9 protein-coding genes are annotated in these 12190 nt (G+C 67.7%); 4 read left to right on the top strand and 5 right to left on the bottom strand.

The genetic code is table 11. The features are described from left to right. Positions 1-29 precede the first annotated feature (29 nt). Positions 30-1670 (bottom strand): response regulator, encoded by a 1641-nt coding sequence (locus tag QPK27_RS21690; RefSeq protein WP_290420261.1) that lies wholly within the window; start codon positions 1668-1670, stop codon positions 30-32. 255 nt (positions 1671-1925) lie between these two features. On the opposite strand from QPK27_RS21690, the gene QPK27_RS21685 reads away from it, so the two are divergent. Continuing rightward, positions 1926-2366, top strand: a complete 441-nt coding sequence (locus tag QPK27_RS21685; RefSeq protein ID WP_290420260.1) for a hypothetical protein — start codon at positions 1926-1928, stop codon at positions 2364-2366. Between the two features lie 246 nt (positions 2367-2612). Here the strand turns inward: QPK27_RS21685 and QPK27_RS21680 are convergent, their stop codons facing one another. From QPK27_RS21680 to QPK27_RS21670, 3 genes are all read right to left on the bottom strand, one after another. Then, on the bottom strand, positions 2613-3638 hold the full coding sequence (locus QPK27_RS21680; RefSeq protein WP_290420259.1) for a diguanylate cyclase domain-containing protein: 1026 nt from the start codon (positions 3636-3638) through the stop codon (positions 2613-2615). A gap of 171 nt (positions 3639-3809) precedes the next feature. Then, the gene (locus QPK27_RS21675; RefSeq protein WP_290420258.1) at positions 3810-6860 is read right to left on the bottom strand and encodes an ATP-binding protein; all 3051 of its coding nucleotides are present in this window, start codon (positions 6858-6860) and stop codon (positions 3810-3812) included. A 270-nt stretch (positions 6861-7130) separates the two neighbouring features. Next, the gene (locus QPK27_RS21670; protein WP_290420257.1) at positions 7131-7967 is read right to left on the bottom strand and encodes a response regulator; all 837 of its coding nucleotides are present in this window, start codon (positions 7965-7967) and stop codon (positions 7131-7133) included. Between the two features lie 552 nt (positions 7968-8519). Between QPK27_RS21670 and QPK27_RS21665 the strand changes: the two genes are divergently transcribed. Both QPK27_RS21665 and QPK27_RS21660 read left to right on the top strand, forming a co-directional pair. Beyond that, positions 8520-9239: a YfiR family protein gene (locus QPK27_RS21665; protein WP_290420256.1), complete on the top strand. Its 720-nt coding sequence runs from the start codon at positions 8520-8522 to the stop codon at positions 9237-9239. After that, a complete protein-coding gene (locus QPK27_RS21660) occupies positions 9239-11131 on the top strand; it encodes an ATP-binding protein (RefSeq protein ID WP_290420255.1) in 1893 nt (630 codons plus the stop codon). The genes QPK27_RS21665 and QPK27_RS21660 overlap by 1 nt, the downstream gene beginning before the upstream one ends. Before the next feature lie 76 nt (positions 11132-11207). Here QPK27_RS21660 and QPK27_RS21655 read toward each other — a convergent pair whose 3' ends face one another. Then, positions 11208-11690, bottom strand: a complete 483-nt coding sequence (locus QPK27_RS21655) for an FxDxF family PEP-CTERM protein (RefSeq protein ID WP_290420254.1) — start codon at positions 11688-11690, stop codon at positions 11208-11210. On the opposite strand from QPK27_RS21655, the gene QPK27_RS21650 reads away from it, so the two are divergent. Beyond that, complete coding sequence (locus tag QPK27_RS21650; RefSeq protein ID WP_290420253.1) at positions 11689-11955, top strand: hypothetical protein; 267 nt, start codon at positions 11689-11691, stop codon at positions 11953-11955. The two genes, QPK27_RS21655 and QPK27_RS21650, sit on opposite strands and share 2 nt — an antisense overlap. The last annotated feature ends 235 nt before the right edge of the window (positions 11956-12190 follow it).

The following is a 12190-nucleotide window of genomic DNA, read 5'->3' as shown; positions in this document are numbered from 1 at the left end:
CCTCGGGCCCCCCCCCGCCCGTGTTCCTTCTAGACCCCGGCCGGGTGCGCTCCGCTGCCGGCCTCGAGCGCTGCCGGCGCCTGCACCAGGGCATCGAGCAGCAGGTCGATCGCCACCGGCTTGACCAGGTGTCGGTCGAAGCCGGCCTCCAGCACCCGGCGCTGGTCTTCTTCCAGCCCGTAGCCGGTGAGGGCGATCAGGCGGATGGCGCGCGTGGCCGGGTCGGCGCGCAGGCGGCGCGCCACTTCGTAGCCGTCGATGCCGGGCAGGCCGATGTCGACCAGCGCCGCGTCCGGCACCTGCTGCAGCGCCTGCGCCACGCCCTGCAGGCCGTCGGCCGCCTGCAGCACCGGGAAGCCGTGCACCTCCAGCATGGTGGCCATCATCTCGCGGCCGTCCTCATTGTCTTCGATCAGCAGCACGGTCGGCTTGCCATCGGCGCCGCGTACCACCTCGGCCGGCGCGGCGGCGACCGCAGCCTGGGCCTGCGGCAGGCGGATCTCGAAGCACGAGCCGAGGCCGGCGCCGGCGCTGGTGCAGGCCACGCTGCCGCCGTGCAGTTCGACCAGGCGCCGTACCAGCGACAGGCCGATTCCCAGGCCGCCCTGCGAGCGGTCGATCGAGATCGCGCCCTGCACGAACACGTCGAACACGTGCGGCAGCAGTTCGGCAGGGATGCCGACGCCGGTGTCGCGCACCGTGAACACCACCTGGCCGTCGGCGCGGCCGAGCGCGATCGCGATATTGCCGCCGCTGGGCGTGTACTTGAGGGCGTTGTCGAGCAGGTTGGAAACGATCTGTTCCAGCCGGGTGGGGTCGCCGTCGACCCAGCCCGGTTCGAGTTCGACGCTGATGCCGTAGCCGGCGGTGCGGCCGGTGGCGCGGAAGGTTTCCAGGCAGCTGCCGACCAGGTTCGCCAGGTCGAGCGGCTGGCGCGCCAGCAGGATCTTGCCCGACATGGCGCGCGACAGATCGAGCAGGTCGTCGACGATGCGCGACAGGTGCTGGCTCTGGCGCTGGATGATGGTGCGTGCGCGCGCCACCGATTCCTGGCCGGCGCCGGGCAGGCCGATCAGGCTCGAGGCGCTCGAGATCGCCGACAGCGGATTGCGCAGTTCGTGGCCCAGCATGGCCAGGAATTCGTCCTTGGCGTGGCTCTTGCGCTCGGCCGCCTGGCGTTCTTCCATCTCGCGCACCAGGCGCCGGTTGGTGGCGGTCAGCTCCAGCGCGTGCTGCGACAGGGCTTCGGCCTGGCGTTTCAACTCTTCGTTCTTCACCGCCAGCGTGACGAAGACCGACACCTTGGCGTGCAGGATCTGCGGAATCACCGGCGTGAACAGGAAGTCGGCGGCGCCGCGCTGATAGGCCTTGAGGCGGTCGATCTCGTCGGCCAGGAAGGCGGTGACGAAGATGATCGGGATGTCGGCCGAGCGCGCGCGCTGGTGGATCGCCTCGGCGGTCTCGAAACCGTCCATGCCGGGCATGTTGACGTCGAGCAGGATCACGGCGAAGTCGTGCAGCAGCACCTGGCGTAGCGCTTCCTGCCCGGAGCGGGCGGACAGCACCACATAATTGCCTTCGTCGGCGCGCCCGTCGAGCAGGCTGGTAAGTGCTAGCAGGCTGGCGGGGTCGTCGTTGACGACCAAGATCTTGGGTTTATCGCTGGCCACGATGGTTCCTGATGTTTCCGTCAACATTGCGCTTATTGCTCTTAGAGAAGAATACCAGACTACTTTCAGTCACGACGAGGTAAATACTCGATGAATTTGTGATCATAACATGCGGCATTAGTGCTATTCGGCAAATAAATCAATCGTGCGCATGGAGACGATGTTCGCTGCCGCACATACGTGCTGACGCCCCTATGCGATATTGAAAGCGAACCGGTTCGATGGAGGACGGGGCGCTACGAGAAAGGACATAATATGAATATCGATACCATCGTGAATGAGCAATTCAAGGGCAAGACTTTCGCCGAACTGGTCAACGCACCGCTGTCGGCGCTGCGCGGCATCGGCGAGCAGCAGGCCAGCGCGCTGGCCGACACGCTGGGAGTGAACACCATCGGCGAACTGGCCGGTCTGCAGGTCGTCAACTACGCCATCGCGATCAAGGCGCTGGCCGGCTGCGAAGGCGTTACGAGCAAGGAGCAGGCCGAAGAAACCCTGCTCGACGACGCCGTCGAGATGACCTTCCCGGCCAGCGATCCGATCTCGGTCGACGCCGGCATCACGCGCATCGAAGTGGCGCCGGACATGGTCGATGCGGGGCGCGATCACCAGCACGCGTCGGCGATCGAGGCCAACCAGGAACAGGCGGGCGGCGCTGGAGCTGCCGGGCAGTTCCCGACCGGCGGCAAGCGCTGATGCAGCGTTGATGCAGTGGCGGCGCCGCGCCAGCGGCGCTGCCGGTCGAACGGGTCACATGGCGCAAGCCACGTGGCCCGTTTTGCGTTGGTGGCTTCGGGTTGCACTACTGACTGTAGTGCGACGCATCGTTCGACGCATCGTTCAACGCATCGTTCTTTTGTCGGCCCAAAAAACGCCATTCCCGCGCAGGCGGGAATGGCGTGTTGAAGATGGTCGTGAAAAGATGCGCCGGCAGTGCGCGTCTCAACGATGCGGCGCCAGCTCGCCCGTCGGCGCGGCGGCAGCCACCGGCGTCGGATTGGCTGCCGGCGCGGCCGAGGTCCTGGCCGCCGCCTGGCGGTTCGCCGCCGGCGAGCAGAAGCGGTTCTTGCCGGCGCGCTTGGCTTCGTACAGCGCGTAGTCGGCGATGTTGATCAGCGAGTCGACCGATTCGGCGTCGTCCGGATAGATGCTGATGCCGATAGAGGTCGACAGGCGCAAGGTGAGGTCGTTGATGAAGAACGGTTCCGACAGCGCCTCGACCAGCTTGGAGGCCGGCCCTTGCGCGTCGGCCAGGCTGTGGATGTCGCCCAGCACCACCATGAATTCGTCGCCGCCCAGGCGCGCCACGGTGTCTTCCTTGCGCGAGCTGGCCAGCAGGCGCTGCGAGACCATTTTGAGGATCTCGTCGCCGTAGGCGTGGCCGTAGGTGTCGTTGATCGCCTTGAAGCCGTCCAGGTCGAGATACATGATCGCGGCCTTGGCGTGGGTGCGGTTGGCGTGCTGCAGCGCGGTCTCGATGCGGTCTTCCAGCAGGCGCCGGTTGGGCAGTCCGGTGAGGGCGTCGTGCAGCGCCAGCTCCTGCTGGGCCTTGGAGTACTGCGCCAGTTCCTTGTACAGCAGGCGCACTTCCAGCATGTTGTGGATGCGCTTGTGCACTTCGAGCAGGTCGAATGGCTTGCTGATGAAGTCGCGCGCGCCGGCTTCCAGCGCCGCGATCTTGAAGCTCGGCTGGGCGGTCAGGGCCAGCACCGGCAGGTAGCCGCCTTGCTCGATCTCCTTCAGGCCCTTCATGACCTGGAAGCCATTCAGCCCCGGCATCTGCAGGTCGAGCAGGATGATGTCGTAATTGTGCTCGCGGTGCAGCGGGCAGACCTGCTCCGGCAGCATCGTGGAGCTGACGCAGGTGTAGCCTTCCTCGCGCAATATCTCCTCCATGAGTTCGATATTGTCGGGCGAGTCGTCGACCACCAGGATCTTCGCGTTCAAAATGTCTTGTCTGCTCGGCATGCTTGTCTCTTATACGCTATTGGAGCGGATTCCTTTCTGCACAGAATCTGGCTTACCTCATCTACCCCACTACTCTAATCAGTCTAGCAAACACCACAAAATTTCTTGTAGGACAGCGCCGCGTGATCGGGTAGGAACACCGACGACTGCATTTCAGCTGGACCATATGCGCTAGGCACGGCGTCCCGCCAGCATCGGCGCCGACGGTCCGATCACCATCTCGATCGCCGCCATCAGCTCGGTCTGCTCGACCGGTTTCGACACGTGCGCCGAGAATCCGGCTTCCAGCGCCGTCAGCCGGTCTTCCGAGCGCGCGAACGCCGTCAGCGCGATCGCCGGCACCAGCGCCCCGGCGTCGCGCGGCAATGCGCGCACCCACGACAGCAGTTCCAGGCCATTCACCTCGGGCATGCCCAGGTCGCTGATCAGGAGGTCGGGCGGCACCGCGCGCAGCAGGTCGAAGGCTTCGCGCGCGCCCGCCGCCAGGCGCACGCTGGCGTGGCAATCGGCCAGGATGCGCGCGATCAGTTCGCGCGCGTCGCGGTCGTCGTCGACCACCAGCACCGATATCCCGGTCAGGTCGCGCACCGCCGGTTCCGGCCCCGCTTCGGTTGGCGCGCCAGGCGTGGCATCCAGCGGGTCGAATGGCGCCGGCGCCTCGGAACGGATCATCGCCGCGCGCGCCGCCGCGTTCGAACGCGCCGTGGCCTTGGCCAGCGGCAGCTCGATCGTGAAGCTGGCGCCATGTCCTTCGCCGGCGCTTTCGGCGCGCACCGTGCCGCCGTGCTGCTCGACCAGGTGCTTGACGATCGACAGGCCGAGACCCAGGCCGCCGTGGCGGCGCGTCATCGAGGCGTCGGCCTGGCGGAAGCGCTCGAACACGTGGGTGATGAATTCGGGTTTGATGCCGGCGCCGTTGTCGCGCACCGTCACCGCCACCTGTTCGCCGCGCCGCGCCACCTCGATGTCGACCCGGCCGTCGTGCGGCGTGAACTTGATGGCGTTGGTGAGCAGGTTCCAGATCACCTGCTGCAGCCGGCCCGGGTCGCCCGCCACCAGCGGGCCGCCGGTGGCGCCATAGTGGCGCTCGATGCGGATGCCCTTGGCGTCGGCGGCCGGGCGCACGGTCTCGATCGCAGCGTCGATGAACGAGGCCGGATCGACCGTCTGCATGTCGAGCAGCACCTTGCCCGAGGTGATGCGGCTCATGTCGAGCAGGTCTTCGATCAGCTGGGCCTGGGCGCGCGCGTTGCGCTCGATCGTGGTCAGGCCGCGCTGCAGGTCGGCGCCGTCGCGGCTGCCGCGGCGCAGCACCTGCGACCAGCCGAGAATGGCCGACAGCGGCGTACGCAGCTCGTGCGAGAGCGTTGCCAGGAATTCGTCCTTCATCTGGCTGGTGCGCTCGGCTTCTGCGCGCGCCTCGCGCTCGTTTTCGAGCAGCACCTTGCGCTCTTCGGCGGCGCGGCTGGCCGCTTCCACCAGGCGGATATTGTCCAATGCGATCGCAGCCTGGGCCGCGATGCCGCTGACGATGCGCTCGCTGCGCAGGGTGAACACGGCGGCTTCCGGATGGGCGAAGAACATGGTGCCGAGCAGCTCGCCCGAGCGCGCCACCACCGGCACCGCCATGTAGCTGCGCAGCATGGGCGCGCCGCCGGTGCTGCCGAAGCGCGGGGCGCCGGCGGCGTGGCCGGTGTAGTTCGGATCGGCCTGCAGGTCGTCCAGCCGCAGCAGGCCGCCGGCACGCAGGCCGGGGCCGAACAGGGCGCCGGCGGCCGGCTCGGCGATCTGGCTGAATTCGCTCGCAGTGCTGCCCCCGCTGGCGCCGGTGAGCGCGGTGAGCGAGAACAGGGTGCCGTCGCCGCCCTGGCCCACATGGTAGAAGGCGGCGTAGCGCGCGCCGCACACGCCGGCGGCGGCGTCGGTGGCGGCCTGCATCAGCGAGCGCAGGTCGCGCGTCGAGGCCAGGATGGTGCCGGTGCTGTTGAGCAGCTCGAGCACGTGCGACTCTTCGCGCAGCGCCTGCTCGGCGCGCTTGACCTGGTCGACGTCGGTATTCGTGCCGAACCAGCGCACCACATTGCCGTCGCGGTCGTGGACCGCCTCGACCCGGGTCAGGAACCAGCGGTAGTTGCCGTCGGCGCCGCGGATCGGGAATTCCATCTCGAACGGCGACCCGGTGCGCACCGATTCGTCCCAGTGCTCGAGCACCGCCGGCAGCACCTCGGGGTCGTACATCTTTTTCCAGCCCCAGCCGGTGGTCTGCTCGGGCGTGCTGCCGGTGTATTCGTACCAGCGCTCGTTGAACCAGGTGATGGCGCCGTCCGGGTCGGCCATCCAGGCCAGCTGCGGAATCGTGTTGGCCAGCGCGCGCAATTCTTCCTCGCTCTGGCGCAGGTGGTCGTCGGCTTCACGCCGGGTGGTGACGTCCTGCGCCATGCCGGTCATGCCCAGCACCGCGCCGCCGGCCGCGGCGGCATGTTCGGGGCGGCCGACCAGGGCCACGCAGCGCGCCGGACTGGAAACGGTGGGCAGCAGCCGGCATTCGAGGTCGACGTCGGTGCCGCGCGCGAACGCGTCCAGCACCATGCGCCGCACCCGCACCCGGTCCGGGCGCGCCAGGCGTGCGCGCAGCTGCGGCCAGGCGAGCGGGGTTTCGGCCGGCAGGCCGAGGATCTCGGCGGCGCGCGGTCCGAACACCACGCGGTCGCTGGCCGCGTCCCAGCGCCAGTCGCCCAGGCGGCCGGCGGCCAGCGCCACCTGCAGGCGGTTGTTGTTGTCGATCAGGGCTTGCTGGTCGTGCTTGCGCGCGGTGATGTCCTGGAAGTACAGGGTCAGGCCGTCGGGCGAGGGGTAGACCCGCATCTCCAGCCAGCACTGCAGGCGGCGGTAGAAGAATTCGCGGTTGACGGTGACGCGCTCGCGCATCGCGCGGCGGCAGTCCTCGGCCACCGAGGTGCCGTGCAGGTCTTCGAACTCGTCCCACAGCTTGCTGCCGACCAGGCCGCCGCGGCTCTTGTTGAGCGGCGCCACCATCTGCAGCGCGCGGCCGTTGATGTAGGTGATGCGCCAATCGCGGTCGACCGCGCAGAAGCCGTCGGTCAGGCTCTCGAGCATGTTCTCCATGCGCTCGCTGGCCTGGCGCAGCGCTTCCTGGGCCGCGACCAGGTCCCGGCTCTGGGCGCCGCCGCTGCCCATGTCGGTGAAGCCGCTCCCGCTCATGTGCGACTCCCTGCACAGGCGCGCATCGCGCCGCGCACCCCGGAAGGGCTGGCCGGAGAGCGGACGCTGCGGATCGGTTCAAAAGGAGTCTTCATCGATGCATGTGGCGGCCTGGAGGCGCGCCCGAGGTACGCCCGAAACCGGGCAGGATGCGTTGCATTGTAGACCAGCCGAGCAGGGCCGACCCACACACTTGCGCGGAAAAACCGGAGCACACCGCCGGCAGGCGGCGCGCTCCGGCGTGGGCGCAGCAAACCGTCGGCGCAAGCCTCAGGCCGCCGCCTGGCGCGCCACCTTGGCCAGCGCATCCTGCAGCTGGTTCAGTTCGTACGGCTTTTGCAGCGACAGGTAAGGGAAGGTCAGGTGGCGCAGCAGGGTGTCGCCATAGCCGGAAGCAAAGATCACGCGCAGCGCCGGCTTGTCGGCCACGGCGCGCTGCGCCAGTTCGACGCCCGACATGCCGGGCAGGCTGACGTCCGAGAACAGCACGTCGTAGCTGCGGCTGGCGAGCAGGGCCAGCGCGTCGTCCGGGTGCGCCACGCCGTCGGCTTCGTGGCCGAAGGCCTTGAGCATCTCGCACACCAGGTACTGCGAATCGATATTGTCTTCCACCACCAGGATGCGCAGGCTGGCGTCGCCCGCGTCTTCCTGCACGGGCGCCGCGGTCGGCGGCGCCAGCGCCAGCAGCACGCCGCGCACCGCGCCGCTGTCGTCGCGCACCGGCGACAGGCGCAGGTCGAAGCGGTGTTCGTGGGTTTCGCCCGGATGGCGGAAGGCCAGCGCGGCATCCTGCACGACCTGCGCTTCGCCGCGCCAGGCGCGGTTCAGGGCGTCGTTGGCGCCGGCCGCGGCCAGTGGCGGCGGCAGCACCGGCGGCACCGAGCCGCCCGGCACGCGCCCATAGCCCGGGCCGGCCAGCGCGCCGTACGCCTCATTGAACACCAACACGGTTTCCTGGCCCCACACCAGCAAGGTCGGAAGCGGCGAGTTGAGCAGCAGGTCGCTCGCCAGGCGCAGGGGCAGGGGCCAGCGGGCGGCATCGCCCAGGGTGGTCGCGGACCAGTCGTAGGACGCGGTACTCCGGGCAGACGTGTCGAGGTCGGGCATGGGGGAGGTATGTTGTAGAAACGAAAAGATGGCGGGCATCCTACACCAAACCGGGAGTTGCCGCTTTGTCAGTTGTGCGCGACAGCCCAGCCGTTCGCTGCGCCGGGGCGTCTGCGGGCGGTGTAATGTCGTTACGAAGGCGGAGGAAGGCGGATTCTGCGGCAGCGGAAAACCGGGCAAAAAAAAGCCCGCTTCGCAGGAAGCGGGCTGAATCTATTTCCTGAGAGGAGAATAGAGGAGACAGGTGCATGATGCTGCATTGCGTCAAATCAGTCCAATTTATATTTCAAATGACGGTCATTGCGATAATAAATATCCCGGCAGTTTGTCAAGAGGCGATTGTGGCGTGTGCGCACTTGGTGCGTACGAGAAAATGTTCTAGGATGGCAACTATGTCAGATTTTGTTACATCCATTTGCACTGGGCGCGCCATGTTGGCGGGCCGCGCCGACGCCTGCGCGCGCGCGGGGCGGCGGCCGGCTGACGCTATCATGAGCAGCAAGCACGCCGGCGCCCGCCGGCAGGGACGCCGTTGACGGGCCAATGGAAGCCATGACACCAATCCAATTCGATGGTCTGCAGCGCCTGGCTGCCGGCCGCTCCACTTCAGGACGCGCTGCCCGCTGCCCCGGCCGCTACGTGGGCCAGGTTGCCAGCCGATATGCACGCTGGGCCCTGGTGCTGCCGCTGCTGGCCGCGGCCTGGCCTGCCCTGGTGCGCCCGGCGGCAGCGTCCGGCCCCGCCGCCACCGACGCCGGCGTGGCGGCGGACAAGACGGCCGGCGCGGCCGTCCTTCCGGATGGCGCGGCGCTGGAGCGGCGCGTGAAGGCGGCCTTCCTGTATAAATTCCTGGGCTATGCCGAATTCCCGCCGGCCGCCTTCGATGGCCCCGGCGCGCCGCTGGTGATCGGCGTGGTCGGCGCCGACGACATCGCCGCCGAGCTGACCCGCATCGTCGCCGGGCGCAGCGTGGCCGGGCGCCCGATCGTGGTGCGCGCGCTGCGCGAGCAGGACCTGGCGCAGCCGGCGCACCTGTTGTTCGTGGCCGGCCCCGAGGAAGCGCGCAGCGCGCGCCTGCTGCGCGCCTCGCCGGCGCTGCTGACGGTCACCGAATGCGACGGCGGCCTTGCCGCCGGCGGCGTCATCAATTTCACCATCGTCGACGAGCGGGTACGTTTCGACGTCTCGCTCGATGCGGCGGAAAAGAAGAATGTCAAACTCAGTTCGCGCCTGCTGGTGGTCGCGAACCGGGTGCAGAAAGGAGCCACCTGATGCCCATGCACGATACCGGCTCGGTGCGAAGCAAGCTGATCCTCATGGCGGTGGCGACCACCGTGGTGGCGCTGCTGTCCGCCGGCATAGCCATGTTGCTGCTCGACCTGCGCACTTTCCAGCGCTACTGGATCGACGACCTGACCACCCAGGCCGACATCGTGGCCGGCGTGACCGCGCCGGCGGTCTCGTTCAACGACGCCGCCGGCGCCACCCGCAGCCTGGCGCTGCTGCGCGTGCGGCCGCAGATCGTGGCCGCCGCCATCTACGGCGCCAACGGCGAGCGCTTCGCCACCTACGTGCGCCCGGGCGTCCAGCCGAACCTGCCGGCACGCCCCGAGGCCGCCGGCTACCGCATCGAACGCGGCGAAGTGACGCTGTTCCGCGACATCGTCGAGAACGGCGAGCGGGTCGGCACCATCCACCTGCGCTCGCGCTACGGCGTGCTGGAGCGCGCGTTGAGCTATGGCGCGATCCTGGGCGGGGTGCTGCTGGGGGCGCTGGTGATCGCGGCGCTGGTCGCTTCACGCCTGCAGGCCTCGATCACGCGCCCGCTGGAAGCGGTGACGGCGGTGGCGCGCCAGGTGGTGCAGCGGCGCGACTTCTCCCTGCGCGTGCCGGGCAAGGAGAAGGGCGAGATCGGCGTGCTGGTCGAAGCCTTCAACGACATGCTGGCCGAAATCGGGCGCCGTTCCGAGGCGCTGCAGACTGCCAACCGCACGCTCGAACACGAGATGGGCGTGCGCCAGCGCGCCGAACAGGCCCTGATCACGGCCGACCGCCGCAAGGACGAATTCCTGGCCACCCTGGCGCACGAGCTGCGCAATCCGCTGGCGCCGATCCGCACCGGCCTCGACATCCTGCGCATCCGCAGCGGCGACGCCCAGGCCACCCAGCGCGCCACCGACATCATGGAACGCCAGCTGCGCCAGATGGTGCGCCTGGTGGACGACCTGCTGGACGTCTCGCGCATCAATACCGGCAAGTTCACCATCAAGATGGGCCGCGTGGAACTCAAGGCGGTCGTCAACGACGCGCTGGAAGTGGTGCGCTCGTACATCGAGCTGCACGGCCACGAGCTGGTGCTCGAGCTGCCCGACCGGCCGGTGTTCCTGCATGGCGACGCCACGCGCCTGGCGCAGATCCTGTCCAACCTGCTGAACAACGCCGCCAAGTACACCAACCGCGGCGGGCGGGTGCTGCTCAAGGGAGGCGTCGAAGACAAGACCCTGATCCTGGAAGTGGCCGACACCGGCATCGGCATCGCGCCCGACATGCTCGACTCGGTGTTCGAGATGTTCGTGCAGGTCGACTCCACGCTCGAGCGCAGCAATGCCGGCCTGGGCGTCGGCCTGTCGCTGGCGCGCAAACTGGTCGAGCTGCACGGCGGCACCATCACCGCCACCAGCGAAGGCCTGGGCCACGGCAGCCGCTTCATCGTGCGCCTGCCGATCGTGGTCGAGCCGGAACCGCCGACCAAGCCGACCCCGGCCGCCTTCATCAGCACCGAGAGCTATCGCATCCTGCTGGCCGACGACAACGTCGACTTCGTCAACAGCATCGGCGCGCTGCTCACCGCCATGGGCCACAGCGTGGTGATCACGCACAACGGTCCGGACGCGCTGGCGGCGGCGACCCGCTTCTGCCCGGACTACGCCTTCCTGGACATCGGCCTGCCGCACATGTCGGGCTACGACCTGGCGCGCGGCATCCGCAAGCTGCCGACCGGCGCCATGACGGTGCTGATCGCTGTGACCGGATGGGGGCAGGAAAAGGACCGCCAGCTGGCGTTCGAGGCCGGGTTCGACCACCACATGGTCAAGCCGGTGCGCTTCGAGCAGATCGAGGAAATCCTGGGCAACCGCAGCATCATCAAGAAGCTGCGCACCTGACGCCAGCCCGGGGCGCGTCAAGCGTGAATGGACGGAAGCGGCGACGCTTCCGTCCCGGCCGGCCGCGCCGGCCTGCCTACTCTGCCCTGGCCTTGCCGCGGCGCCGCGCCAGCCAGCCCAGCACGCCCAGCCCGCCCAGCATCATGCCGTAGGTTTCCGGCTCCGGCACCGGCGCCAGCATCACGGCGCCGCCGAAGCTGCCCGCGGTGTCCGACACCAGCGAACCGCTGACCTGCACGTAGTAGTCGCCGGCATCGAGGTTGTCGCTCGACAGGCGCCAGACATCGAGCGCACCATCCTCCAGCAACGTACCTGCCGTGATCAGGGTCTCGTCGGCGTCGTACAGCGACAGGCCGGTGATGTCGAGGCCGACGTCGGCGCTGCGGCTGATCGAGCCGACCACGGCGTCGAGATTGAGGCCGATAGTGCTGTCGACGGTAAAGGTGAAGCGGTCGGCAAATGTCGCGCCGCTATTGTCCTCGGCAAAACTGTCGCCGAAGAAGGCGGTGAAGTCGGTCCAGTCGATCGCCTGCGGCGCGCTGCTGATGTCCTGCGCCATGACGCCTGAAGAACCGAATGAAGCCGATGCCAACACGATTGCTGCGATAAAAGATTTTTTCATGTTGTTCCTCGCAAAGAAATCAGCCGCGTCCTGCAGCCTGGGTTTCGAGATCGGGAACTTCATGCTAGCAAACGCCCAAGCATATGAAAGCGGCGCGGCCCTTGATGTGCAAAAAAGGCCACGCATGACAGGCGACAACGAATCGCCATGCGATGCAATGGGAATCGCGCGCTTCATAGGAGAGAGCCGAGCGATAAAGTGAAGAGCAGAAAAAGTCCGCTGAGTTGCGAAGGTGGCGTAGGTCTGATCCTACTTAAATTGGTGGCGCGGGATTTCGACGTGCCCGCTACCAAGTCAAGCGCGTCTTATTGAACAAGGTAAAGAGGAGAGCTCGTGCCGCGTGATATCGCGCGCTCGGTCCAAGTGTCTTCGCCAGGTGATGGCAATAGAACCCAGAAAAGAAAAATGGCTCAGAATTTCTTCTGAGCCATTCTCTT

It is taken from the genome of Massilia sp. YIM B02443 (genome assembly GCF_030411955.1).
Taxonomy (GTDB): Bacteria; Pseudomonadota; Gammaproteobacteria; order Burkholderiales; family Burkholderiaceae_D; genus Telluria.
This window is presented reverse-complemented; position numbering and strand designations above follow the sequence as displayed.

What these genes read in the sequence shown, in the direction of transcription:
- QPK27_RS21685 (WP_290420260.1), top strand. Translation starts at nt 1,926, where the DNA reads ATGAATATCGATACCATCGTGAATGAGCAATTCAAGGGCAAGACTTTC.
- QPK27_RS21680 (WP_290420259.1), bottom strand. Translation starts at nt 3,638, where the DNA reads ATGCCGAGCAGACAAGACATTTTGAACGCGAAGATCCTGGTGGTCGAC.
- QPK27_RS21675 (WP_290420258.1), bottom strand. Translation starts at nt 6,860, where the DNA reads ATGAGCGGGAGCGGCTTCACCGACATGGGCAGCGGCGGCGCCCAGAGC.
- QPK27_RS21670 (WP_290420257.1), bottom strand. Translation starts at nt 7,967, where the DNA reads ATGCCCGACCTCGACACGTCTGCCCGGAGTACCGCGTCCTACGACTGG.
- QPK27_RS21665 (WP_290420256.1), top strand. Translation starts at nt 8,520, where the DNA reads ATGACACCAATCCAATTCGATGGTCTGCAGCGCCTGGCTGCCGGCCGC.
- QPK27_RS21660 (WP_290420255.1), top strand. Translation starts at nt 9,239, where the DNA reads ATGCCCATGCACGATACCGGCTCGGTGCGAAGCAAGCTGATCCTCATG.
- QPK27_RS21650 (WP_290420253.1), top strand. Translation starts at nt 11,689, where the DNA reads ATGACGCCTGAAGAACCGAATGAAGCCGATGCCAACACGATTGCTGCG.
- QPK27_RS21655 (WP_290420254.1), bottom strand. Translation starts at nt 11,690, where the DNA reads ATGGCGCAGGACATCAGCAGCGCGCCGCAGGCGATCGACTGGACCGAC.